Origin of the sequence: Streptomyces sp. NPDC017979, from assembly GCF_044328175.1 — a bacterium.
Lineage (GTDB): Bacteria > Actinomycetota > Actinomycetes > Streptomycetales > Streptomycetaceae > Streptomyces.
This window is the reverse complement of the sequence record NZ_JBIRGU010000014.1, coordinates 43,119-66,239: the sequence shown is the minus strand read 5'-3', so window position 1 is coordinate 66,239 and position 23,121 is coordinate 43,119. Positions and strand designations below refer to the sequence as shown.

Annotated in this window: 20 protein-coding genes and 1 other RNA gene; 5 read left to right on the top strand and 16 right to left on the bottom strand. The window is 71.8% G+C overall.

Annotation, left to right across the window (positions count from 1 at the left end):
• Positions 1-30: 30 nt before the first annotated feature.
• Complete coding sequence (locus ACH4E8_RS28770) at positions 31-1,245, top strand: sensor histidine kinase (RefSeq protein WP_398453585.1); 1,215 nt, start codon at positions 31-33, stop codon at positions 1,243-1,245.
• Positions 1,242-1,928, top strand: a complete 687-nt coding sequence (locus ACH4E8_RS28765; RefSeq protein ID WP_398453583.1) for a response regulator — start codon at positions 1,242-1,244, stop codon at positions 1,926-1,928. The genes ACH4E8_RS28770 and ACH4E8_RS28765 overlap by 4 nt, the downstream gene beginning before the upstream one ends.
• On the opposite strand, the gene ACH4E8_RS28760 is transcribed toward ACH4E8_RS28765, so the two are convergent.
• A complete protein-coding gene (locus ACH4E8_RS28760; protein WP_398453580.1) occupies positions 1,901-2,461 on the bottom strand; it encodes a YqgE/AlgH family protein in 561 nt (186 codons plus the stop codon). The two genes, ACH4E8_RS28765 and ACH4E8_RS28760, sit on opposite strands and share 28 nt — an antisense overlap.
• 418 nt (positions 2,462-2,879) lie before the next feature.
• On the opposite strand from ACH4E8_RS28760, the gene murA reads away from it, so the two are divergent.
• On the top strand, positions 2,880-4,220 hold the full coding sequence (gene murA / locus ACH4E8_RS28755) for a UDP-N-acetylglucosamine 1-carboxyvinyltransferase (protein ID WP_398453577.1): 1,341 nt from the start codon (positions 2,880-2,882) through the stop codon (positions 4,218-4,220).
• Positions 4,221-4,370: 150 nt separating this feature from the next.
• On the opposite strand, the gene ACH4E8_RS28750 is transcribed toward murA, so the two are convergent.
• From ACH4E8_RS28750 to ACH4E8_RS28715, 8 genes are all read right to left on the bottom strand, one after another.
• Entirely contained in the window at positions 4,371-4,652 is a 282-nt protein-coding gene (locus ACH4E8_RS28750) for an HU family DNA-binding protein (protein WP_004571953.1), read from the bottom strand.
• 333 nt (positions 4,653-4,985) lie between these two features.
• Positions 4,986-6,419 (bottom strand): NAD-dependent malic enzyme, encoded by a 1,434-nt coding sequence (locus ACH4E8_RS28745; RefSeq protein ID WP_398453574.1) that lies wholly within the window; start codon positions 6,417-6,419, stop codon positions 4,986-4,988.
• 490 nt (positions 6,420-6,909) lie between these two features.
• The gene (locus ACH4E8_RS28740) at positions 6,910-9,351 is read right to left on the bottom strand and encodes a HelD family protein (RefSeq protein WP_398453942.1); all 2,442 of its coding nucleotides are present in this window, start codon (positions 9,349-9,351) and stop codon (positions 6,910-6,912) included.
• A 104-nt stretch (positions 9,352-9,455) separates the two neighbouring features.
• Positions 9,456-10,262 carry an anti-sigma factor family protein gene (locus ACH4E8_RS28735; protein WP_398453572.1) on the bottom strand — a complete coding sequence of 269 codons (807 nt, stop codon included), beginning with the start codon at positions 10,260-10,262 and terminating at the stop codon, positions 9,456-9,458.
• A gap of 23 nt (positions 10,263-10,285) precedes the next feature.
• On the bottom strand, positions 10,286-10,873 hold the full coding sequence (locus tag ACH4E8_RS28730; RefSeq protein WP_398453940.1) for a sigma-70 family RNA polymerase sigma factor: 588 nt from the start codon (positions 10,871-10,873) through the stop codon (positions 10,286-10,288).
• 272 nt (positions 10,874-11,145) lie between these two features.
• Entirely contained in the window at positions 11,146-11,802 is a 657-nt protein-coding gene (locus ACH4E8_RS28725) for a CGNR zinc finger domain-containing protein (RefSeq protein ID WP_398453569.1), read from the bottom strand.
• A 716-nt stretch (positions 11,803-12,518) separates the two neighbouring features.
• Positions 12,519-13,748, bottom strand: coding sequence for a serine hydrolase domain-containing protein (locus ACH4E8_RS28720; RefSeq protein ID WP_398453566.1), 1,230 nt, complete (start codon positions 13,746-13,748; stop codon positions 12,519-12,521).
• A 131-nt stretch (positions 13,749-13,879) separates the two neighbouring features.
• The gene (locus tag ACH4E8_RS28715) at positions 13,880-14,887 is read right to left on the bottom strand and encodes a LysR family transcriptional regulator (protein WP_398453563.1); all 1,008 of its coding nucleotides are present in this window, start codon (positions 14,885-14,887) and stop codon (positions 13,880-13,882) included.
• 90 nt (positions 14,888-14,977) lie between these two features.
• On the opposite strand from ACH4E8_RS28715, the gene ACH4E8_RS28710 reads away from it, so the two are divergent.
• The gene (locus tag ACH4E8_RS28710) at positions 14,978-16,180 is read left to right on the top strand and encodes an MFS transporter (RefSeq protein ID WP_398453560.1); all 1,203 of its coding nucleotides are present in this window, start codon (positions 14,978-14,980) and stop codon (positions 16,178-16,180) included.
• A gap of 26 nt (positions 16,181-16,206) precedes the next feature.
• Here the strand turns inward: ACH4E8_RS28710 and ssrA are convergent.
• The 5 genes from ssrA to ftsE all read right to left on the bottom strand — a co-directional run bounded on the left by ssrA (position 16,207) and on the right by ftsE (position 20,156).
• Positions 16,207-16,601: a transfer-messenger RNA gene (gene ssrA, locus ACH4E8_RS28705) on the bottom strand.
• Positions 16,602-16,783: 182 nt separating this feature from the next.
• Positions 16,784-17,269 (bottom strand): SsrA-binding protein SmpB, encoded by a 486-nt coding sequence (gene smpB, locus ACH4E8_RS28700; protein ID WP_398453557.1) that lies wholly within the window; start codon positions 17,267-17,269, stop codon positions 16,784-16,786.
• Positions 17,270-17,287: 18 nt separating this feature from the next.
• A complete protein-coding gene (locus tag ACH4E8_RS28695) occupies positions 17,288-18,451 on the bottom strand; it encodes a S41 family peptidase (protein WP_398453554.1) in 1,164 nt (387 codons plus the stop codon).
• Positions 18,452-18,519: 68 nt separating this feature from the next.
• Positions 18,520-19,437, bottom strand: a complete 918-nt coding sequence (gene ftsX / locus ACH4E8_RS28690) for a permease-like cell division protein FtsX (RefSeq protein WP_398453551.1) — start codon at positions 19,435-19,437, stop codon at positions 18,520-18,522.
• A 29-nt stretch (positions 19,438-19,466) separates the two neighbouring features.
• A complete protein-coding gene (gene ftsE, locus ACH4E8_RS28685; RefSeq protein ID WP_398453549.1) occupies positions 19,467-20,156 on the bottom strand; it encodes a cell division ATP-binding protein FtsE in 690 nt (229 codons plus the stop codon).
• A gap of 263 nt (positions 20,157-20,419) precedes the next feature.
• On the opposite strand from ftsE, the gene ACH4E8_RS28680 reads away from it, so the two are divergent.
• Positions 20,420-20,611 carry a hypothetical protein gene (locus tag ACH4E8_RS28680; RefSeq protein WP_398453547.1) on the top strand — a complete coding sequence of 64 codons (192 nt, stop codon included), beginning with the start codon at positions 20,420-20,422 and terminating at the stop codon, positions 20,609-20,611.
• A 146-nt stretch (positions 20,612-20,757) separates the two neighbouring features.
• Here the strand turns inward: ACH4E8_RS28680 and ACH4E8_RS28675 are convergent, their stop codons facing one another.
• A complete protein-coding gene (locus tag ACH4E8_RS28675; protein ID WP_398453545.1) occupies positions 20,758-21,453 on the bottom strand; it encodes a hypothetical protein in 696 nt (231 codons plus the stop codon).
• Between the two features lie 359 nt (positions 21,454-21,812).
• Positions 21,813-22,925, bottom strand: a complete 1,113-nt coding sequence (gene prfB / locus ACH4E8_RS28670) for a peptide chain release factor 2 (RefSeq protein ID WP_361534988.1) — start codon at positions 22,923-22,925, stop codon at positions 21,813-21,815.
• Between the last annotated feature and the right edge of the window lie 196 nt (positions 22,926-23,121).

Here is a 23,121-nt window from a genome sequence, read left to right as displayed (position 1 = left end):
CGGCGCCAACTGCCGGTCTACCGTCGGAGGATGACCGTCCACCGAAGACCGAAAGCGGCCCTGGTGGCGCGGGACGGGCTCGCGGTCGCCGCGTATCTCCTCCTCGTCTCGGCCACCGGTGCCGGGAGTTCGGCGGACGCCGGCGCGTCGGACCTCCCCGACGGGCTCGCGGCGCTGCTGCTGTTGGCGACGGTGGCGCCGGTCCTGGTCCGCCGGCTCTGGCCGCTGCCGGTCTTCGCCTGCGTCCTGGTCGCCACCTGCGTCGGCATGCTGCTGGACGCGGTGCACGACCCGTTCGTCCCCGCCGCCCTCGCGCTGTACACGGTCGCCGTGGAAGGCGCACGCGAGCACTGGTGGCAGCGATGGCTGCCCGCGCTCGCGATCGCCGCGCTGTCGCTGAGTTCCCTGATCAGCCCGGTGCGCGAGGGCGGCCGCGCCTGGTGGTCGAGCGGCCTCGGCCTGCTCCTCCTCGGCTTCGGCGCGCTGTTGGGCGCGTGGGAGCTGGGCCGGGCGGCCCGGGAGCGGCGCGCCTTCGCGATCCGTGCCGCCGAGCAGCTCGCGCAGCGGGCCGTCACCGAGGAGCGGCTGCGCATAGCCCGCGAGCTGCACGACGTGGTCACCCACTCGATGGGAGTCATCGTCGTCAAGGCCGGGGTGGCCAACCACGTGGGGCGCACCCGGCCCGACGCGGCCCGCGACGCGCTGCGGGTCATCGAGGCCACCGGCCGGGAGGCCCTGACCGAGCTGCGGCACATGCTGGGCGTGCTGCGCGCCACGGAGACCGGCGAGCGCGTCCCCGCGGAGCTCGCCCCCGCCCCCACGGTCGCCGAGTTGCCGAAGCTGGCCGCCCGTGCGGGCGCCGAGCTGACCGCGGACGGCCTCGAAGGACTGCCCGAAGGGGTCGGCCTCACCGTCCATCGGATCGTCCAGGAGGCCCTGACGAACGTCCTGCGCCACGCCGGCCCGGACACCCCGTGCCGGATCGCGGTCGAGGCCGACGGCACGGCGGTGCACCTGGTCGTGACCGACGAGGGCCCGCCCCGCGGCCCCGCGCCCGACGGCCACGGCATCGTGGGCATGCGCGAGCGCGTCGCGCTGTACGGCGGCGTCTTCGCGGCCGGCCCGCGAGCGCCCCGCGGCTTCGAGGTCCGGGCGACCATCCCGTACGACCGCGTCCGCCACCCCGCGGACGGCCCTGCGACCGGCCCCGACGCCGCCCGCACGCATGTCGAGGTGGGCCCGTGATCCGGGTGCTCGTCGCCGACGACCAGGCGTTGCTCCGCGGCAGCCTGCGGCTGCTGGTGGAGGCCGAGCCGGGCCTCTCCCCCGTCGGGGAGGCGGCGGACGGCGACGAGGCCGTGCGGCTGGCCCGGAGCACCCGACCCGACGTGGTCCTCATGGACGTCCGGATGCCCGGCACCGACGGCATCGAGGCCACCCGCCGCATCAGCGCCTCACCCGAGACGGCCGGCACCCGCGTGCTGATGCTCACCATGTTCGACCTCGACGAGTACGTGTACGGCGCGCTGCGCGCGGGCGCCAGCGGCTTCCTCCTCAAGGACGCCCCGCCCGCGGAACTGCTCGCCGCGGTACGCGTCGTCGCGGCCGGCGACGCGCTGATCGCCCCCGGCGTGACGCGCCGGCTGATCTCCGAGTTCGCGCTGCGCCCGCCGCAGGGCCGCCCGGACGCCGGCGCGCTGGCCGCGGTCACCGGCCGGGAGCGCGAGGTCCTGGAGCTGGTGGCCCGCGGCCTGAACAACACCGAAATCGCCCGCCGGCTGTACGTGGGCCTGTCCACGGTGAAGACGCACGTCAGCAATCTGCTGGGGAAGTTCGGCGCGCGCGACCGGGCCCAGTTGGTCATCGCGGCGTACGAGACGGGGCTGGTGGTCCCCGGGCATCAGTTGAGGGAGGGGTCCTCCGGATAGGTCGCGAACATCGCCAGCTCGCTGCGCTGGCGGCGCAGGACGGCCCGCCACAACTGCTCGGGCCGCGGTGACGACACGTCGCCCGGCTCGGAGTCGACGACGTACCAGGCGCCGTCGTCCAGTTCGGCTTCCAACTGGCCGGGGCCCCAGCCCGCGTACCCCGCGAAGATCCGCAGCGACCCGAGCGCCGCGCCGACCAGCTCGGGCGGCGCCTCCAGGTCGACCAGGCCGATCGCCCCGTGCACCCGCCGCCAGCCGATGGGGCCCTCGTCACCCGGGATGACGGCGACGCCGAGCGCGGAGTCGAGCGAGACGGGTCCGCCCTGGAAGACGACCCCGGGCTCGCCCGCGAGCGCGGCCCACGACTCCAGGATGTCGCCGACGCCAACGGGCGTGGGGCGGTTGAGGACCACGCCGAGGGAGCCCTCGTCGTCGTGGTCGAGGACGAGGACGACGGTGCGGTCGAAGTTCGGGTCCGCGAGTGCCGGTGTGGCGACGAGCAGTCGCCCTGTGAGCGAGGACACCTCGGTCATGCGACACATGATCCCGCATCGGGCCCGGCTGCGGGCCCGCTGCGGCGAAACCCACCCAGCGCCGGGTGCTCCGCTCCGCGCCCCGCCTCCGGCGCACCCTGACATACCCGCCGTAGCCCTGCGGGCAAGTTTGGTCTCTGCGGCCCGGTGGTGAGCTTGTCGCGCAGTTCCCCGCGCCCCTAAAAGCCCCTGCCCCATGCCCCAGCCCGCGGACGCCGGACAGGAGCGCGCCGCACGGCGAGAGCGCGGACCGCACGCGCACCCCGCAGGGGGTCACGCTGTGGCGCCGCGCGGGGACACAGCGTGCTGTACCGAAATCATTACGTACCGGGACCCTCCTCGGCCTTACGGGGCACCGCCCCCCGCCCCTTACCCTTTTCTCTGTCCCACTGCCCGACCACTCCGGAACGCGAGATCCATGACCGGCACAGACGATGTACTGCTTGTCCACGGCGGCACCCCGCTGGAGGGCGAGATCCGCGTCCGCGGCGCCAAGAACCTGGTGCCGAAGGCAATGGTCGCCGCTCTCCTGGGCAGTGAACCGAGCAGACTGCGCAACGTGCCGGACATCCGTGACGTCCGGGTGGTGCGCGGGCTGCTCCAGTTGCACGGGGTGACGGTCCGGCCCGGTGAGGAGCCGGGCGAGCTGGTGCTCGACCCGACGCACGTCGAGTCCGCGAACGTCGCCGACATCGACGCGCACGCGGGCTCCTCCCGCATCCCGATCCTCTTCTGCGGCCCGCTTCTGCACCGCCTGGGCCACGCGTTCATCCCCGGTCTCGGCGGCTGCGACATCGGCGGCCGGCCGATCGACTTCCACTTCGACGTGCTGCGGCAGTTCGGCGCGAAGATCGAGAAGCGGGACGACGGGCAGTACCTGGAGGCCCCGCAGCGGCTGCGCGGCACGAAGATCCGGCTGCCGTACCCCTCCGTGGGCTCCACCGAGCAGGTGCTGCTGACCGCCGTCCTCGCCGAGGGCGTCACGGAGTTGTCGAACGCGGCGGTCGAGCCGGAGATCGAGGACCTGATCTGCGTCCTGCAGAAGATGGGCGCCATCATCTCCATGGACACCGACCGCACCATCCGCATCACGGGCGTCGACCGCCTCGGCGGTTACACGCACCGGGCGCTGCCGGACCGGCTGGAGGCCGCCTCCTGGGCGTCGGCGGCGCTGGCGACCGAGGGCAACATCTACGTCCGCGGCGCCCAGCAGCGCTCGATGATGACGTTCCTGAACACCTACCGCAAGGTCGGCGGCGCCTTCGAGATCGACGACGAGGGCATCCGCTTCTGGCACCCGGGCGGCTCGTTGAGCGCGATCGCCCTGGAGACGGACGTGCACCCCGGTTTCCAGACCGACTGGCAGCAGCCGCTGGTGGTGGCCCTCACCCAGGCCGCCGGGCTCTCCATCGTCCACGAGACGGTGTACGAGTCGCGGCTCGGCTTCACCTCCGCGCTGAACCAGATGGGGGCGCACATCCAGCTGTACCGGGAGTGCCTGGGCGGTTCGGACTGCCGGTTCGGCCAGCGCAACTTCCTGCACTCCGCGGTCGTCTCCGGCCCCACCAAGCTCCAGGGCGCCGACCTGGTCATCCCGGACCTGCGGGGCGGCTTCTCGTACCTGATCGCCGCGCTGGCGGCGCAGGGCACGTCCCGGGTGCACGGCATCGACCTGATCAACCGCGGCTACGAGAACTTCATGCAGAAGCTGGGCGACCTCGGCGCGAAGGTCGAGCTGCCGTCCGGCCGGCTCGGCTGACGGCCGCAGCAACGCCCAAGGGCGGTCACCACCCGGTGGTGACCGCCCTTGCGTTTGTGCTCAAGCGTCCGTCCGCAAGCTCCCGCGTCCCGCGCCCGGCCCGTCGCTGGGCGCCACGGGCCGAGGGCGTGTCCGGAGGGACCCGGGGACTTACTTGCCCTTGGCCGCTTCCTTCAGCTTCGAGCCGGCCGAGACCTTCACGCTGTAGCCCGCGGGGATCTGGATCGGGTCGCCCGTCTGCGGGTTGCGCGCGGTGCGAGCGGCACGGTGGGTGCGCTCGAAGGTCAGGAAGCCGGGGATGGTGACCTTCTCGTCGCCCTTGGCGACGACCTCGCCGACGGTCTCGGCAAGGGCGGCCAGCACGGCGTCGGCGTCCTTGCGGGTCACCTCGGCGCGGTCGGCCAGCGCGGCCACCAGCTCACTGCGGTTCATGTTCTTACTCCCGTGTTTCTTCTTGCCTGTGAGGCGTGAGTCGAAGCCGATGCTGCCAGGGCCCTCTGACACTCCCCCGAACCGGGGGTCCGTCAGTGAACCCCGCCCTGTCTGGTGAAACTCCCCAGGGACGCAGGTCCTCGGAGCAGCATCCTGCCTCCACCGACGGCGCGAACGCCAATCCGGCACCCTCCTGGGTCACACGAAAAGCGCCACTGCCTCGCGGTGGTGACGTTCCGTCGACACGGCGGGGACTCACCGGAGCCGCCCGGTCCGTGGTCCGGCCACCCTAGATCGGTGGCGGGGGCCCGGGACCCCGCGACGCGCCGGAGGTCAGGCGGACGTGGAACCCGTCACATCCGCGCCAGCCGCCTTCGCCGCGGTGCGCACGGCACCGGCGACGGCCCCGGCGACCTTGTCGTTGAAGACGGACGGAATGATGTAGTTCGGGTTGAGTTCGTCCTCGGTCACCACGTCGGCCAGGGCCGCGGCCGCGGCCAGCATCATCTCGGTGTTGACCGTGCGGGACTGCGCGTCCAGCAGACCGCGGAAGACGCCCGGGAAGACCAGCACGTTGTTGATCTGGTTCGGGAAGTCGGAACGACCGGTGGCGACCACGGCGGCGGTCTGCCGGGCGACGGCCGGGTCGACCTCGGGGTCCGGGTTGGCGAGCGCGAACACGATCGCGTCGTCGGCCATCGCGGAGACGTCCTCGGCGCCGAGGACGTTGGGCGCGGAGACGCCGATGAAGACGTCCGCGCCGACGACGGCCTCCTTGAGCGTGCCGGTGACGCCCTCGGGGTTGGTGTTGTCCGCGATCCAGCGCAGGGCGGAGCCCGGGGCGGCGTCGACGAGGTCGTCGCGGCCCGCGTGCACCACGCCGTGGATGTCGGCCACGACGGCGTGCTTCACGCCCGCCGCGATCAGCAGCTTCAAGATGGCCGTACCGGCGGCGCCGGCGCCCGACATGACGACCCGTACGTCCGAGACGGCCTTGCCGACCACCCGCAGCGCGTTGGTGAGCGCGGCGAGGACGACGATCGCGGTGCCGTGCTGGTCGTCGTGGAAGACCGGGATGTCCAGGGCCTCGCGCAGCCGGGCCTCGATCTCGAAGCAGCGCGGCGCGGAGATGTCCTCCAGGTTGATCCCGGCGAAGCCGGGGGCGATCGCCTTGACGATCGCGACGATCTCGTCCGTGTCCTGGGTGTCCAGGCACAGCGGCCAGGCGTCGATGCCGGCGAAGCGCTTGAAGAGGGCCGCCTTGCCCTCCATCACGGGCAGCGCGGCCTTGGGGCCGATGTTGCCGAGGCCGAGCACGGCGGAGCCGTCGGTGACCACGGCGACGGAGTTGCGCTTGATGGTGAGGCGGCGGGCGTCCTCGGGGTTCTCGGCGATCGCCATGCAGACCCGGGCCACGCCCGGGGTGTAGACCATCGAGAGGTCGTCACGGTTGCGGATCGGGTGCTTGGACTGCATCTCGATCTTGCCGCCGAGGTGCATCAGGAAGGTCCGGTCGGAGACCTTCCCGAGGACGACGCCCTCGATGGAGCGCAGCCCCTCGACGATCTCGTCCGCGTGGGCGGTGGAGGAGGCGGCGATGGTGACGTCGATCCGCAGCTTCTCGTGACCGGACGCGGTCACGTCGAGGCCGGTCACGGACCCGCCGGAGGATTCCACGGCCGTGGTGAGCTGGGAGACCGCGGTTCCGCTCGCGGGCACCTCCAGCCGGACCGTCATCGAGTACGAGACGCTTGGCGCCGTTGCCATGGCCGGATTCCTCAACTTTCCTAGCTTTTCTTGAAGACCGCACCGCCGCCGCGGCCCTCTTGCACGAATGGCCCCGGCAGCGCTATCCGATGGTCGCACCTACCAGCGAGTAGCTGGTAATAGTGGTCGTTTTGTTTTCGAAAGCCAACTTCCACCATACGAGATGAGCGCCCCGCACTGGAAGCACAACCGTCCGGTGCACCCCAAAACGCCACCAGGTCCGCACCCATTCCTGGGGCGCGGACCTGGTGGTACGTGACGTAAGCGGCACCGACCCGCCATGCTCGCCTCGCGGCAAGTGGTCGCTCGAAGCGACGAAGGTTGGGCCCGGGGGCTTGGATCGAGCCGGTGCCACACCCAGGCTAACAAACCACCCCGGTAAGTGATTCCCCCCTCACGGGTTGACACCCCATCAGCCCAGCACGTGTTGCGCGGCCCGCCGGGAAGGTGCCCCCGAAGCCGTACGAGCGAGGCGCACGGGCCGCTGCCCCTAGGGCCGCAGCAGCTCCGGCACGCCCGCGCCGTCCGCCTCGTCCCGGAGCCCGGAGACCACCGTCAGCTCCTGCGTCGCCCGGGTCAGCGCCACGTACAGCACCCGCAGGCCAACCGCCGTCCCGTCGGCGATCTCCGCCGGGGACACCACGATCGTCGCGTCGTACTCCAGCCCCTTCGCCTCCAGGGAGCCCAGCGGCACCACCCGGTCCCCCAGGCCGTCGAGCCAGCGGGCCGCCTCCGCGCGCCGGTGCATGGCCACGACCACGCCCACCGTGCCGTCCACCCGTGCCAGCAGCCGCTCGGCCTCGGCCCGTACGAGCGCGCCCACCGCACCGTCACGGCCGCGCCGGCCCGCGCCGTCGCCGGACACGGCCACGAAGCGCGGCACGACGCCCGTGGACCGCACCGCCGACGGCGCCTCGGCCCCCGGCATCGCCCGCGCCAGCACCCGCGCGGCCAGCTCGGCGATCTCCGCGGGGTTGCGGTAGTTCACCGTCAGCTCGAAGCGCCGCCGCGGCCGGGTGCCGAGCGCCTCGTCCCGCGCCTGCGCCGCGTCCTCCGGCTCCGGCCACGAGGACTGCGCCGGGTCCCCGACGACCGTCCAGGTGGCGTGCCGCCCCCGCCGGCCGACCATGCGCCACTGCATGGGCGTGAGGTCCTGTGCCTCGTCGACGATGACGTGCGCGTACTCCGTGCGCTCCGCGGCCAGGCGCTCGGCCCGCTCGCGCTGGGTCTCCTCGCGCTGGGGCATCAGCTCCTCCAGGCCGCTGAGCTGGTCCAGCGGGTCGTACTCCCGCTTCTTCTTCGGGCGGGCCGGGGTGCCGAGCAGGATGTTCAGCTCGTCCAGCAGGGCCACGTCGTGCACCGACAGCGGCCCGGTGCCGTCCGCGCCGGCCCGCTTGAGCGAGCGCGCCAGCCGGCGGACCTCGCCCGGGGTCAGCACCCGGCGCGCCCAGCGGCCGAGCCGGCGCTCGTCGGCCATCGCGGCGAGCACCCGACGCGGCGTCAACTCGGGCCACCAGGCGTCCAGGAAGGCGGTGAACGAGTCCTCGCCGGTGACGTCCTCGTCGAAGGAGGACCGCAGTTCGGCGGCGAGTTCGGGGTCCGCGTGCCGGCCGACCGCGCCGGACTGCGCGTACAGCGCGTCCAACAGCAGTCGACGGGCCCGGGGCCGCAGCAGGTTCACGGGCGCGGTGCCGCTGAGCACGGTCTGGCGGATCCGCTTCAGCTCGCCCGACGCCAGCTCCAGCCGGCGCCCGAAGGCGACCACCCGCAGCAGGTCGGTCCGTACGGCACGGGCCGGCGACTCCTCGTCGACCGCGTCCTCGAAGTCCCCGAACGAGAGCTGCCCGTCGTCCTCGACCGGTGCGGCGGGCGCGGCAGGTGCCACCTCCAGCGCACCGCGCGCCGCCCTCCGCAACACCTGCAGCATCCGCGAGGACCCCTTCACGCGGGCCACGGCGGGTTCGTCGTACGCGGTCGCCTCCGCGCCGTCGACCAGGCTGCCGACCGCGCGGATCGCCACCTGCCCCTCCTCGCCCAGCGACGGCAGCACGCCCTCGGTGTACGCCACCAGCAGCGGCGTCGGCGAGACGATCAGGATCCCGCCCGCGTACCGCCGGCGGTCCTGGTAGAGGAGGTACGCGGCGCGGTGCAGCGCCACCGCCGTCTTGCCCGTGCCGGGCCCGCCCTCCACGTACGTGATCGACGCGGCGGGCGCCCGGATGACCAAGTCCTGCTCGGCCTGGATGGAGGAGACGATGTCCCGCATCGAGTGGCTGCGGGCCCGCCCCAGCGCCGCCATCAGCGCGCCGTCGCCGATCACCGCGAGCTCCTGACCGTCGAGGCTGGCGGTCAGCTCCGGGCGCATCAGGTCGTCCTCGACGCCGAGGACCCGGCGCCCCTTGGAGCGGATGACGCGGCGGCGCACCACCCGGCCGGGGTCGACCGGGGTGGAGCGGTAGAAGGGCGCGGCGGCCGGCGCGCGCCAGTCGATCACCAGGGGCGCGTAGTCCGCGTCGAGCACGCCCATCCGGCCGATGTGCAGGGTCTCGCCGACGTCCGCGGTGCCGTCCGGGCGCACGGCGTCGTCCGCGGGCTCCACTGAGGTGTACGCACCGTCCGGGCCGCGCTTGCCGTCCTTGCCGTGCAGCAGGTCGATGCGGCCGAAGAGGAAGTCCTCGTACTCGCTGTGCAGCCGGTTGAGGTGGACGCCGGCGCGGAAGACCTGGGCGTCCCGCTCGGCCAGCGCGCCGGGGGTGCCCACCTGGCTGAGCTTGGCCGCGTCGCTCATCAGGAACTCGGCGTCGTGGATCTTCTCCTCAAGACGCCGGTACACCCGGTCCAGGTGTACTTGTTCGACGGCGATCTCGCGGTCGCGAAGCGAGTCCCCGCCCGCGTCGGCCGCCGCGTCGGCCGGGTCGCCGGCCGTGTCCACAGCGGCATTGTGCTTGGCCACCGAGGCCCCCTTCTGACGTGCACTGGGCAGCGGTCAACCGTACGCGAAGGGGACGCGTCTGTCAGGCGGCGGTCACGGACCGGTCACGCGTCGATTTCCACCAGTTTCTGATTGTCGACGGTGCGCACCTCGAACCGGTCGATCTCGGAGCGCTCCATCGCGGCGCCGCCGTGGACGTACAGCGGGTTCTTCGAATCGACGGTGGGGCCGTCGGGGATGCCGTACCCCCACTTCGGGACGGCCCACGAGGTGACGACCTCTTCGACGCCGGACTTGGACACGGCGATGAGACGGCACTTCAGCGGGCCGACGACGCCCTTGAGTTCCAGGACGGCGTGGGTGCCCCAGCCCTTCTTCTCGATGCCGACGGTGGCCGAAACCCGGGTGCCGGCGTCGGTGGCGGTGACCTTCTCGTCCATGTGGTGCAGGAAGGCGTCCTCGGCCGGGGAGGTGGGGTGGGGCTCGGCGCGGCCGTGCTGCTCGCCGCCGTCGCCGATGACGGCGTACGTCACGAAGGGCGCGAGGAGGATCAGGGCGGCCGCCACCGCGATCAGGTACATGCTGCGGCGGCTCCGGGCCGCCCGCTTGGCGGCCACCTCGTCCAACAGGCCCTCCAGCATCCGGCGGGAGGGCGGTGCGGAGAGCGCCGGCACGGGCGACAGCGCGGGCACGTCCTGCCATCCGGAACTCGGCGTCCCGGCCAGTGGGACGATGACGGGGGCGCCGGGCGGCGGGGTCGCCTGTGCGAGTGCGGCGAGCATCGGCTCCACGACGGCGAACTCGTCGAGGTGGGCGGCGCAGACGTCGCAACCGGCGAGGTGTGCCTCGAACTCGGTGGCGTCCGCGTCCTCCAGGATTCCGAGGACGTACGCACCTACTGCGTCGTGCACGGATTCCTGTTCCCCCCGCGTCGTCATGCCGAGACCCCCCTCTCCTCCAACGCGAGCTTCATGGACCGTAACGCGTAGAAAACCCGAGACCGCACCGTACCGCTGGGTATGCCGAGCGTTTCGGCCGCCTCATTGACCGTACGCCCCTTGAAGTACGTTTCAAGAAGTACTTCCCGGTGCGCCGGGGTCAAATCGTCCAACGCGTCCGAGAGCGTCATCAGCCACAACGCTTTGTCTATCTCGTCCTCCGCGGGCATGACCTCCAGCGGCGACGGGTCGACCTCCTGCGGCCGGGCCTGCCGGCTGCGGTGGCCGTCGATGACGATGCGCCGGGCGACCGTCACCAGCCAGGGTCTGACAGAGCCGGTCGCCTGGTTTAGCCGACCGGCGTTCTTCCAAGCACGGATGAGCGTCTCCTGCACCACGTCCTCGGCGCGCTGGCGATCGCCGGCGACGAGGCGCAGTACGTATGCGAGCAGAGGGCCGGCGTGTTCGCTGTACAGCGCACGCATCAACTCCTCATCGGGCACTGAGGCGTCGAAGCGCGGTCTGTCGCTGCGATGGCGTGCCCTCTGCGGACGGTCATCGGCCACGGCGGCATCTTTGCGCACCTGAACCTCCCGGTCGAGACCCTGAGTTGACGGGACTTTCGTCCTCGTCACTTACGGACGGGACCGCCGGGCCATTCAACGGGAGCTACATTTCTTCACATCCCTTTCGCCGAATTCGGGCGATACGCAGGCGATTCGGCCCGGAATTCGGGGCGCGGTGGGGTGATTTCAGGACCGGCTCCTGGCCGAGTTTCGAGCTGAGTTACGGCACGGGTTCCAGTATGGGCCGCGAGACAGGCGCAGCCCGTAATACGAGACGGGTGCCGCCCGTATTACGAGACGGCCCGCAGTTCAGCAGCGCGGCGGCGGTGGCGGGCCACCCGCTCGCGGTTCCCGCACACCTCGCTGGAGCACCAGCGCCGCCGACGACCGCGCGAAGTGTCCACGTACACCCGTCGACAGCTCTCGCCCTCGCACTGCCGCAGGGCGGCGCGGGCGACGGGGTCGGTGAGCAGTTCCACCGCGTCGCGCGCGACGGCGGCGAGCAGTTCGCCGCACTCGGGGGCGGCGGCGAGCGCCCGCACCAGCTCGCCGCCGGGGCCGCGGACGGCCCGTACGGCCGGGGGCGCACCAGCGGCGAATGCGTTGATCCGCTCCAGCGCGGGCCCGGCCGGCCGCCCCTCGATCTCGGCGCGCACCACCTGCGCGAGGTGGCCGCGCAACTCGACGAAGCGCTCGACCCAGCGGGGGCCGCAGGCGGGGAGGGGGGTGTCGACGGGTACGAGGCGGGCGCCGACGAGCCAGCGGCTGAGGCGGCCGTCGACGGCGAGGGGTTCTTGCGGGTGGCCGTCGCCGCTGCCGCTGCCGACCCCGTCGGCGGGTTCCGCTTCGGCCGTGGCGAGCAGGTCGAGACAGACCCGCCCGGCGTCGAACCGCCAGCGGTCGCCCCTGTGCGCCGTGTGCACTGCGTGCGCCGCGCTCGTTGCCATGCGCCGTCACCACCCGGTCTGACTGCGGAAGCCCCGCCCTCCAGAGTGCCAACGCGCTGCCGCTCCGAAAACCCCCCGCCCCCACGCACCGGTTCCCGAGCGCCCCCGGTCCCTCTTGAGACCTTCGCCGTCTCCCCGCGGGCGTGATGGCCTCCGCGGCCCGGTGGTGGGTTGCCCGCGCAGTTCCGCCCCCTATGCCCAGAGGACGTGGGGGACCCCAGCGCCCCTGTGCCCTGCGGGCACCCTCAACGCTCTCCGACATACCCGCCGTAGCCCCGCGGGCAAGTTCGGTCTCTGCAGCCCGGCGGTGGGCTCGTCGCGCAGTTCCCCGCGCCCCTGAAACCCCTCGTTCGTCCGCGGACCGTGGTTGGTTGCTCGCGCAGTTCCGCCCCCTGTGCCCTGCGGGCACGGGGCACCCCAGCGCCCCAGACGACCTCGCCGTAGCTCTGCCGGACTGTCGGTCTCTGCGACTTGAACGTGGTTTGTCGCGCAGTTCCCCGCGCCCCTGATTCGCTTCCCCCGTCATGTGCCTGCGGGGCAGAGGACGGGTTCTTAGGGGCGCTGGGGGTCCCCCATGCCCTCTGGGCATAGGGGGAAGAACTGCGCGGACAACCCACCACCGGGTCGCAAGGACTGACGGCACCCGCAGGGAAGCCGCGGGGACGTCCAGGAGCGCGGGCAAGCCGTCACCAGGCGTGGGAACGACGCGGGTCAGCTCACTCGCGGGGGATCGAGGGCGCCACGTCCTCGAAGCGTTCGGCCGGAGCCGCCGCGACCCGCGCCGCCCCCGCCTGCTTGCCGCAGAACGTCGCCTCCAACGTCCGCGGCAGCACGTTCAGCACCGTCCCGTTGTTCGACGTGTTCGCCACCGACGTCACCGCCCGCCCGCCGCCCTTCGCCGCGAACGCGAACGTGTAGTACCCCTGCACCGTCCCCGTGTGCCCGTACACCGACACCCCGCACGACAGGTCGCGGCGCCGCAGCCCCAGCCCGTACCCCTGCGTCGAGTTCACCGGCACCCACTGCTGCATCTGCGCCAACTGCGCCGCGGAGGTGAGCCGTCCGCCCATCAGCGCGGAGAGGAAGGTGTTCAGGTCCCGGGTGCTGGAGATGACCGCGCCGGCGCTCTGCGCCCAGGACGCGGTCTGGTACGAGGAGTCCACCAGCGGCGCGCCCGCCTCGTCGGGCGTGAGGTAGCCCTTGGTGTGGCGGCCGGCGATCGCGGTGCTGGGGTGGACGTAAGAGGTGTCGTCCAGGTCCAGCGGGTCGATGATCCGCTCGCGGTACTCCGTCGCGACATCGCGCCCGGTGATCTTCTCGATCAGCATGCCCGCGACGACGAAGTTGGTGTTGGAGTACGAGTACGACGTGCCGGGCGTCACCGTCAGCGGCTTCGCCAGGGAGAGGTCCAGCAGTTCGCGGTAGCTGAAGACCCGGTTGCGGACCGACTCGAAGCCGGGGACCGTGCGGGCGAACATGTCGTTGGTGTAGTCGTACAGCCCGCTGCGGTGGCTCAGCAGGTGGCGGACGGTGATCCGCTGGTCGACGAGCCCGGGCAGCAGGCTGTTCACCGGTGCGTCGAGGTTCACCTTGCCCTCGTCGACGAGTTGGAGCAGCACGACCGCGGTGAAGGTCTTGCTGACGCTGCCGATGCGGAACCGGTCGCTCGTACTGATGGCCCGCCCCGTCGCGCGGTCCGCGACGCCCGCGGTCAGCTTGTGGACCGCGCCGTCGTCGTCGACCCGGGCCATCGCGCCGGGCGCGCCGTTCGCCAGCGCCGCCTTCAGCGCGGTGCGCAGCGCTTCGAGGTCGGGCGCGGGCTCCGCGGCGGCCCGGGGCTTCGCAGCAGGAGCCGGCGCCGCCGTCGCGGACTGCGCCGGCACCGTCAGCAGCGACAGCAGGACCGCTCCGAGAGCCGTGCCCCTGCTCGCCTTGGCTGAGATCATCTGATCGTTCTCCCGATCGTGTCGTGGTGACGGGCCTGATGCCCGGTCACCACCTATAGACGGTCGGAGCGCCCGAACGGTGCAGTGTCCGGGCACGAACTCCCGTACGAAGTCACCGAGATGGCCGAACCTCAACCGCGCCCCGCACCGCCGCACACCGCGCCCCGCACCGCAGCACCCCGCTCCATCGCCCGCCGGTCCTCCTCCGGCAGCCACCACTCGGCGTCGGGACGCTCCAGCCATCCTTCGGCGGCGCCCAGTCGACGGGCCGCGGCGAGCAGCGCGTCCACCGCGGGGTGGCGCAGCCCCCGGCGCCGTACGAGCGACACGGGGGACAGCGGCACCGGGTCCACCAGGGGCCGCACCACCATGTCCGGGACCGCGATGAACTCGGTGCTGGCCAGTACGGACCAGCCCCGGCGCCGCACCACCCGGATGAACTCGTCCCGTCCCGCTATCTCCGGGAAGGGTTCGGCCATGGCGATGGAGTACTCCGCGAACAGCCGGTCCGCCAACGCCGTCCACGCTGCGGTCGCAGGATTGCCGGCGCCCGCGTACAGGGTCTCCCCCGCGAGTTCGGCCACCGGCACCTGCGCCAGGCCGGCCAGCCGGTGTTCCGCCGGCAGCAGCACCGCCATCCGCTCGTAGCGCACCGGGATGTCGTCCAGCCCGGCGCGCACCGCCGCGTCCAGGCCCGCGACCCGGCCGAAGGCGACGTCGACCCGCCCGGCGAGGACGTCCGCGGCGGCGCCGGTCAGCCCGCTGTGGAAGCAGGCCACCAACTCCAGCTCCGGCGCGCTCCGCCGGGCCTCTTCCAGCACCCGCGCGGCGGTGCTCGCCCAGGAGCTGACGTCCACCACCAGCGGTCGTTCCTCGGCGCGGAACGCGGCCCGCAACTCGTCGTGGGCCGCGAGCACGGCACGGGCGTACGGCAACAGCCGCTCCCCCTCGACCGTGAGCGCCACCGACCGGGTGGTGCGGGAGAAGAGCTCCGCACCGACCTCCCGCTCCAACCGCCGCACGTCCCGGCTGAGGGCCTGCTGAGCGACGTAGAGGCGGCTGGCGGCCCGGGTGAAGTGGAGTTCCTCGGCGACCGCGACGAAGGCGCGCAGCAGCCGGGGCTCGATGTCGTGAGGCACGAGCGGACCGTACTACTGACAACCGAGGTGCGTGAATGGGCATCCGAGAGGTGTTGGACCACGGCTCTGACCTGCACAGATCCTGTTCGCATGGCTCAACGGACCCCGTTCCTCCCTTCGTTCGCCGCGCACCGCTACCGTCGGCTGCTCGCCCCTGCGGGCGCCGGCGCCTTCACCGCGGGGTCGCTCGTCGCCCGGCTGCCCTTCGCGATGTTCAGCGTCAGCGCCGTCGTCATGATCGCCGGCTCCCGCGGCTCGTACGCCCTGGCGGGCGCGGTGACGGCGACCGGTCTCGCGGCCACCGCCCTCGTCGCGCCGTGGACCGCGCGCCTGGTGGACCGGTACGGGCAGGCCCGCGTCGCCGTGCCGGCCGCGGCGCTGGCGGCGCTCGGCGCGCTCGCGCTGGTGCTCTGCGTACGGCTCGACGCGCCGGCGTGGACGCTGTTCGCTTCGTACGCGGCCACCGCGACCGCGCCCAACGTCGGCGGGATGGCCCGGGCCCGCTGGGCACACCTGCACCGGGACGACCCCGGCGCCCTGCACACCGCCAACTCCTTCGAGCAGGCCCTGGACGAGTTGTGCTTCATGACCGGCCCGGCGATCGCCGCGCTGCTGTGCGCCGCGCTCTTCCCGGAGGCCGGCACCCTCGTCGGCACCGCGCTGCTGGTCACGGGCACGCTGCTGTTCACCGCGCAGCGCTCGACGGAGCCGCCGCCCGCGCCGCGCGCCGCGGGCGCCCGCTCTCCGCTGCGGGTGCGCGGCATGCCGGCGCTGCTCGTGGTCTTCCTCGCCACGGGCGTGGTCTTCGGCGGGCTGGAGGTGACGACGCTGGCGTACGTGGACGGCCCGGCGGCCGGGCTGGTGCTGGGGCTCCAGGCGGGCGGCTCGTGCGCCGCCGGCCTGCTGTACGGGCTGCTGCCGCCGGCCCGCGCCCTGCCGCGCCGGCTCGTCGGCTGTCTGGTCGCCATGTCGCTGCTGATGGTGCTGCCGCTGCTGGCGACCCGCACCGGCGCCACGGCGCTGCTCGCCGGCGGCCTGCTGCTGGCGGGGGCGGCGACCGCGCCCACCATGGTCACCGGGATGGCCCTGGTGCAGCGGTTGACGCCGCGGAGCGGCCTGACCGAGGGCATGACGCTCGCGGTGACCGCGGTGCTCGGCGGCATCGCGGTGGGCTCGGCGGCGGCCGGCTGGTGCGCGGAGCACCTGCCCGCAGGGGCGGGCTTCGCGGTGCCGGTGGCGGCCGCGGCCCTGGGCGGTGCCGCCGCGGGCATGACGAAGGCCCGACCGTCGTGACGGCCGGGCCTTCGCCCACATGGGATGAGTGGAGATGGCGGGAATCGAACCCGCGTCCAACGGTGCAGAAACAGGGCTTCTCCGAGCGCAGTCCGCTGCGATTTTCTCAGCCCCGGAGATCACACGGACAAGTCTCCGACGGGCTCAGTCACTGTTTGATTTCCCGCTCAACCCCGTGACCGGGTTGAGAGGTTTAGTCCCCTAGTTGACGCCAGGATCCGGGTCGGGAACAGCCCCGGGCTGACGCTCCATGAGAGAAACCTTCGACCTACTGCTTATTAGGCAGCGAGGGCGAAGGCTTCGGAGTTATCGCGCTTGGTATTGGCGATTATTGTTTGCGACATATGGTTTACGAGATCATTGCCGCTTCCTCGGCTCGCTTCCCCTGCCTCGACATCCGCTGTCGAAACCGATCATCCCCATGTTGATTTTTCAATGAGCACACCGCGTCCCTTCGAGAAGGGGCGAAGTGCACCGGCGTCCCGTCCTGCGGAACACCTCCATCGTACGTGACCGACGCGGGCGCGTGCCAGCACATATCGAGGGTCCCGGACGAGGCCGTCGGACCTCGGAGCTCAGACCTCGGAGCTCAAGCCACGGACCTCAGACCTTGGCCCGCTGGCGCCGCCGGGCCGAGGCGATCGCCCGGTCCGCCTCGCGCCGGTCCTGGCGCTCCCGCAGCGTCTGCCGCTTGTCGTACTCCTTCTTGCCCTTCGCCAGCGCGATCTCGACCTTCGCCCGGCCGTCCTTGAAGTACAGCGCGAGCGGCACGATCGTGTGACCGGTCTCCTGGGACTTGGCCTCCAGCTTGTCGATCTCCTCCCGGTGCATCAGCAGCTTCCGCTTGCGCCGGGCGCTGTGGTTGGTCCAGGTGCCCTGGGTGTACTCCGGCACGTGGACGTTGTGCAGCCACGCCTCGTGGCTGTCGATCTGGACGAAGCCGTCCGCCAGGGAGGCCCGTCCCTGGCGCAGCGACTTCACCTCGGTGCCCGTCAGCACGAGACCGCACTCGTAGGTGTCGAGGATGTGGTAGTCGTGCCGCGCCTTCTTGTTCTGCGCGATCAGCTTGCGCCCTTTTTCCTTAGCCATAGTGCGGCCATTTTCGCACTACGACCCCGTACCGAGGCCAGTCAATACCGACTCCGCCTCGGCCTGGACGTTCTCGCCCTCCGCGGGGGTCACGTCCGGGACGATGCCCTTGCCGTCCACCTCGCGCCCCTCGGGGGTGCGGTAGTGCCCCACGGTGAGCTCGGCGACGGAGCCGTCCGGCAGGGCGCTGGGCATCTGGACGGAGCCCTTGCCGAAGGTGCGGGAACCGACGGTGACCGCGCGACCACGGTCCTTCAGGGCCCCGGTGACCATCTCGGCCGCGCTCATCGTCCCGCCGTCGACCAGCGCCACCACGGGCCGCTCGGTGTCGCCGCCGGGCTCGGCATACAGGGCGAGCTGCTCGCCGTCCACGTCGTAGGTGGCCACCAGCCCGCCGTCCAGGAAGGCGGAGGCCGCGGTGACGGCCTCGGTGATCAGACCGCCGCTGTTGCCCCGCAGGTCGAGCAGGACGCCGGCGCCGTCGGGGGCGTGCTCGACGGCGTCCTTCACCCGCTTCCCGGAGCCGCGGGTGAAGGAGACGACCTTGATCTTGACCGCCCCGCCGTCGAGGCGCTCGACCGTGACGGACTCGCTGGGCAGGGTCGTACGGATCAGGCTCTCGGTCCAGCGTCTGCCCGCGCGCTGGAGGCCGAGCTCGACCTCGGTGCCCTCGTTCCCGCGCAGCAGCGCCACCACGTCCGTGACCGGGCGGCCCTCGACGGGGCTGCCGTCGACGGTGCGCAGCCGGTCACCGGCCTTGACGCCGGCCTTCGCCGCGGGGCCGCCGGGCTGGACCCTGGCGATCTCCACCCGACCGTCGCCGGAGCGCCGGGCCCACAGCCCGACGCCGGTGTACTCGCCGTCCAGGGACTGCTGGAACTGCTCGTACTCCTCCTTGCCGTACACCGAACCCCACCGGTCGCCGCTGCGGCTGACGACCTCCTCGGCGGCCTGGGTGGCGGATTCGCCCTCCGCGACGGCTTCGGCGGCGGCCCGCGCCACGTCCTCCCGGTCGACCACGGCGCCCACCGGGCGCACGGTCAAGTGGTCCTGCTCGGCTTCGGGTTCGTGGGGCAGCGCGTCGGCCGCGGCACCGGTGGCCAGCACCGTCGCGAAGACCAACGACAGGGCCGCCCCGCGGCGGGAACGGCGGGGCCGAGGGCGGAACTCAGGGCCCGGCATGACGCTGAGTCTAGGACAAGCCACCGGCGCCGTAGGCTCGTTGCCGCCACGGCGCCCCGGGGCGGACGTCACACCTTCAGGTACTTGCGCAGCGTGACCAGAGCGGCAAGGGCCGGCAGCAGCAGTCCGATCGCGAGCACCAGCGGGAGCTTGGTGAGGACCGCGTCCCAGCCGATGAAGTTGACCAACTGCATCTTGTCGGCGAGCGCGAGGCCGTTGTCGATCAGGAAGTACCGGCCGACGAGCAGCATCACCGCGGCCAACAGCCCGCCGAGCAGCCCGGCGAACGCGGCTTCCATGATGAACGGCATCTGGATGTAGAAGTTCGACGCCCCCACCAGTCGCATGATGCCGGTCTCCCGACGGCGGCTGAACGCCGAGACCCGCACCGTGTTGACGATCAGCAGCAGTGCGATGATCAACATCAGGACCATCACCGCGATCGCGGCGATGTTCATGCTGTTCATCAGGTCGAACAGGTTCTGCAGGATGTTGCGTTGGTCCTGCACCGACTGCACGCCGGCCCGGCCCGCGAAGGCCGTGGCGACCACGTCGTACTTCTCCGGGTCGTGCAGCTTGACCCGGAAGGACTCCTGCATCTGGTCGGGGGTGATCGTGGCCGCGATGGGCGTGTCGCCGTACTGGTCCTTGTAGTGCTTGTACGCCTGTTCGGCGCTCTCGTAGTGGATCTTGTCGACGACGCCCATCTTGTCGAGGTCGGCCTCGATCTGCTTCTTCTGCTCCCCGGTGACGGCGCCCTTGGTGCACTGCGGGGAGGACGTGGCGTCGTTCTTGTTGCAGAGGAAGATGGAGACGTTGACCTTGTCGTACCAGTAGTCCTTCATCGTGCCGACCTGCTCGCGCATCAGCAGCGCGCCGCCGAAGAGGGCGAGCGAGAGGGCCACCGAGATGACGACGGCGAAGGTCATCGTGAGGTTGCGGCGGAGACCGACACCGATCTCCGACAGTACGAACTGGGCGCGCATCGCGTGCGTTCAGCCTTTCTCGCGCTGGATTAGTGCTGGTAGCCGTAGACGCCGCGGGCCTGGTCGCGCACGAGTCGGCCCTGCTCCAGCTCTATGACGCGCTTGCGCATCTGGTCGACGATGTTCTGGTCGTGGGTCGCCATCACCACGGTCGTACCGGTCCGGTTGATCCGGTCCAGCAGCTTCATGATGCCGACGGAGGTCTGCGGGTCCAGATTGCCGGTCGGCTCGTCCGCGATGAGCAGCATCGGCCGGTTGACGAAGGCCCGCGCGATGGCCACGCGCTGCTGCTCGCCGCCGGACAGTTCGCCCGGCATCCGGTCCTCCTTGCCGCCGAGCCCGACGAGGTCGAGCACCTGGGGCACGGCCTTGCGGATCTCGCCGCGGGGCTTGCCGATGACCTCCTGCGCGAAGGCCACGTTCTCGGCGACGGTCTTGTTCGGCAGCAGCCGGAAGTCCTGGAAGACGGTGCCCAACTGGCGCCGCACGTGCGGCACCTTCCAGTTGGAGATCCGGCCCAGGTCCTTGCCGAGCACGTGGACCGTGCCGTGGCTGGCCCGCTCCTCGCGCAGGATCAGCCGGAGGAAGGTCGACTTGCCGGAACCGGACGAGCCCACCAGGAAGACGAACTCGCCCTTCGCGATCTCCAGGGAGACGTCGCGCAGGGCGGGGCGGTTCTGCTTGGGGTAGGTCTTGGAGACGCTGGCGAATCGGATCACGGGTGCACACCACGGGCCGGGGGTAAGGGTGTGCGTGACACTACGCGAACGGGGCTTGCCTAGGCAGCCGTCCGCCTGGGTTGCGCGGTTTGTCACGCCCGCGGGGCGTGCGGTGGCGGGGCGGGGCCCGCAGGGGCGCGCGCCGAACGCGACGGGAGCTGGCACAGTGGTAGGGGAACAGTCGCGTGTTTCCGGGCGTTTTCCCGTAGGAAGCTGCGCCCACGATCCGTGAGGGCGGCTGCGCGCGCGGGAGAGGAGAGCGCATGACCTACGACAGATTGGTGTGCGCCAACTGTGCGGCCCCGGTCACCGAGGGTCGCTGCCCCGTGTGCCGGGCCAATCGCGAGCGACTGCAGCAGCAGGGCCCCTTCGCGGGGCTGACGCCGGCGGCACTGGTGACGCTGCTGGTGCTGCTGATCGGTGCGGTGGCCGTGCTGGCCGTGCGTACGGCCTGAGGCACGGTCGAGCGGGTACGGAGCGTTCCGCACGCCCCACCTGCGGTGACATGACGTGAAAGGGCCCGGGGCGCTGTGCCACACCCCGGGCCCTTCGTCACGCTCTGGTGCTACCGCGTCACCGCGGCAGCGGGGACGGTCGTCCCTCAGACGGCGGCACGGCCGCCGCCGACGAGACGCGGCAGCATCCGGAAGCCGATGCCACCGGCGATCATGGTCGCGGCACCGATCACCAGGAACGACGTCTCCATGGCGCCGGTCTCGGCGAGCTCTTCCTTCGCCGCACCCTGCTGCACGGGCTCGGAGCCCGCGTTGTTCGGGTCGGTGTTGCCGCCCTGCGGGCCGGTGCCACCGCTGGTGTCGTCCGCGCCACCGCCGTTGGTGCCGCCGTTACCGCCCGGGTCGGACGGGCCGGGGTTCGACGGACCGGGGTTGGACGGGCCCGGGTTCGAGGGACCCGGGTTGGACGGGCCCGGGTTCGACGGACCGGGGTTCGAGGGGCCCGGGTTCGACGGACCGGGCTCGGACGGACCGGGGTTCGACGGCCCCGGCTCGGACGGACCCGGGTTCGACGGACCGGGCTCGGACGGACCCGGCTCCGACGGACCGGGCTCGGACGGCCCCGGCTCCGTCGGCGGGTCCGACGGGTCCTCGATGCCGCCGCCGGGCTGCGACGGCTCGCCCTCGCCCGGCTTGTCGTCCTCCAGGCCAGCGCTCACCTCAACGGAGAGCGGGCCCACGTTCAGTGCGGAGGCCGCACCGGCCGCCGCCAGCGACGCGCCGGCAGCGATCACCGCACCTGCGGCAACGCGCGCCACGCGAATTCGCGTCTTCTTCGTCATCTAACTGCTACCCCCAGTAGCTCACTCGTCATCTGAGCCGGGTCTCCGGAGCGGCTACTCACGGGAGAGTCGTACTCTCACCCTGCTCACTCACGCTCGGAAACACGCATGCCGCGCGCCAGCCTTTCCCGTCTTCCCGGGAGGCGTCAAGCGCAATCCGCGCTCGTTGTCCCCATTTGGGGTGCGTTGGCAGGTGCGAGGTCCATACAACTGTGACATCACGGGGTGTTGGGCCTTGTCAAGACCCCATTTCCTTGTCGATAAAGCGAGCTGACGTGGCGTGATGTGGGGGCGTACGACGAAGGCGCCGTACCGCGTGCGGTACGGCGCCTTGCGTCATTCAGGGCGCGGGAGGAGGCTCACTTCTCCTGGTCCTGGCGCTTGCGCCAGCGGATGCCGGCCTCCAGGAAGCCGTCGATCTCACCGTCGAGGACGGACTGCGGGTTGCCCACCTCGAACTCCGTCCGAAGGTCCTTCACCATCTGGTAGGGGTGCAGGACGTACGAACGCATCTGGTTGCCCCAGGAGTTGCCGCCGTCGCCCTTGAGGGCGTCCATCTTGGCCTGCTCCTCCTGGCGTCGCCGCTCCAGCAGCTTGGCCTGGAGGACGTTCATCGCGCTCGCCTTGTTCTGGATCTGGGAGCGCTCGTTCTGGCAGGAGACCACGATGCCGGTGGGGATGTGGGTGATGCGGACCGCGGAGTCGGTGGTGTTGACGCCCTGGCCGCCCGGTCCCGAGGCGCGGTACACGTCGATGCGGAGCTCGGACTCGTCGATGTCGACGTGGTCGGACTGCTCCACGACCGGGAGGACCTCGACGCCCGCGAAGCTGGTCTGGCGGCGGCCCTGGTTGTCGAACGGGGAGATGCGCACCAGGCGGTGCGTGCCCTGCTCGACGGAGAGGGTGCCGTAGGCGTAGGGCGCCTTCACGACGAAGGTGGTCGACTTGATGCCGGCCTCTTCCGCGTACGAGGTCTCGTACACCTCGGTGCCGTAGCCGTGGCGCTCGGCCCAGCGCAGGTACATCCGCTGGAGGCGCTCGGCGAAGTCGGAGGCGTCGACGCCGCCGGCCTCGGCACGGATGTTGACCAGCGCCTCGCGCTCGTCGTACTCGCCGGACAGCAGGGTGCGGACCTCCATCTCGTCGACGGCCTTGCGGACGTCGGCGAGCTCGGACTCGGCCTCGGCGAGGGTGTCCGCGTCGTCCTCGGCCTCGGCCAGCTCGAAGAGCACCCCGAGGTCGTCGATGCGGCCCCGCAGCGCCTCGGCCTTGCGCAGCTCGGCCTGGAGGTGGGAGAGCCTGCTGGTGATCTTCTGGGCCGCCTCCGGGTCGTCCCAGAGGGACGGGGCCGCGGCCTGCTCCTCAAGCACGGCGATGTCGGCCCTCATCTTGTCGAGGTCCAGGACGGCCTCGATCGACTCCATGGTCGAGGAGAGGGACTTCAGCTCTTCGGATACATCGACGACTGCCACGCATCCAAGCGTAACGGCTGCGCGCGCGGTCCCCGCCCGCGGGCGCCGGCTCGCCTGCGGCGGGCTCGGGTCGGGGTGCGGGTCCCTGCGCCTCCCTGCGGGGCGGGGCGCCGCGGGGCTTCCTGTCGTTCCGCGGCTTCGGCCCGTCTGCGCCTGTTCCCCCAGCTCCGCGATCCGGGACCGCGCCCCGGCGCCC

What these genes read in the sequence shown, in the direction of transcription:
- ACH4E8_RS28770 (WP_398453585.1), top strand. Translation starts at nt 31, where the DNA reads ATGACCGTCCACCGAAGACCGAAAGCGGCCCTGGTGGCGCGGGACGGG.
- ACH4E8_RS28760 (WP_398453580.1), bottom strand. Translation starts at nt 2,461, where the DNA reads ATGACCGAGGTGTCCTCGCTCACAGGGCGACTGCTCGTCGCCACACCG.
- murA (WP_398453577.1), top strand. Translation starts at nt 2,880, where the DNA reads ATGACCGGCACAGACGATGTACTGCTTGTCCACGGCGGCACCCCGCTG.
- ACH4E8_RS28750 (WP_004571953.1), bottom strand. Translation starts at nt 4,652, where the DNA reads ATGAACCGCAGTGAGCTGGTGGCCGCGCTGGCCGACCGCGCCGAGGTG.
- ACH4E8_RS28745 (WP_398453574.1), bottom strand. Translation starts at nt 6,419, where the DNA reads ATGGCAACGGCGCCAAGCGTCTCGTACTCGATGACGGTCCGGCTGGAG.
- ACH4E8_RS28725 (WP_398453569.1), bottom strand. Translation starts at nt 11,802, where the DNA reads ATGGCAACGAGCGCGGCGCACGCAGTGCACACGGCGCACAGGGGCGAC.
- ACH4E8_RS28720 (WP_398453566.1), bottom strand. Translation starts at nt 13,748, where the DNA reads ATGATCTCAGCCAAGGCGAGCAGGGGCACGGCTCTCGGAGCGGTCCTG.
- ACH4E8_RS28710 (WP_398453560.1), top strand. Translation starts at nt 14,978, where the DNA reads ATGGCTCAACGGACCCCGTTCCTCCCTTCGTTCGCCGCGCACCGCTAC.
- smpB (WP_398453557.1), bottom strand. Translation starts at nt 17,269, where the DNA reads ATGGCTAAGGAAAAAGGGCGCAAGCTGATCGCGCAGAACAAGAAGGCG.
- ACH4E8_RS28695 (WP_398453554.1), bottom strand. Translation starts at nt 18,451, where the DNA reads ATGCCGGGCCCTGAGTTCCGCCCTCGGCCCCGCCGTTCCCGCCGCGGG.
- ftsX (WP_398453551.1), bottom strand. Translation starts at nt 19,437, where the DNA reads ATGCGCGCCCAGTTCGTACTGTCGGAGATCGGTGTCGGTCTCCGCCGC.
- ACH4E8_RS28680 (WP_398453547.1), top strand. Translation starts at nt 20,420, where the DNA reads ATGACCTACGACAGATTGGTGTGCGCCAACTGTGCGGCCCCGGTCACC.
- ACH4E8_RS28675 (WP_398453545.1), bottom strand. Translation starts at nt 21,453, where the DNA reads ATGACGAAGAAGACGCGAATTCGCGTGGCGCGCGTTGCCGCAGGTGCG.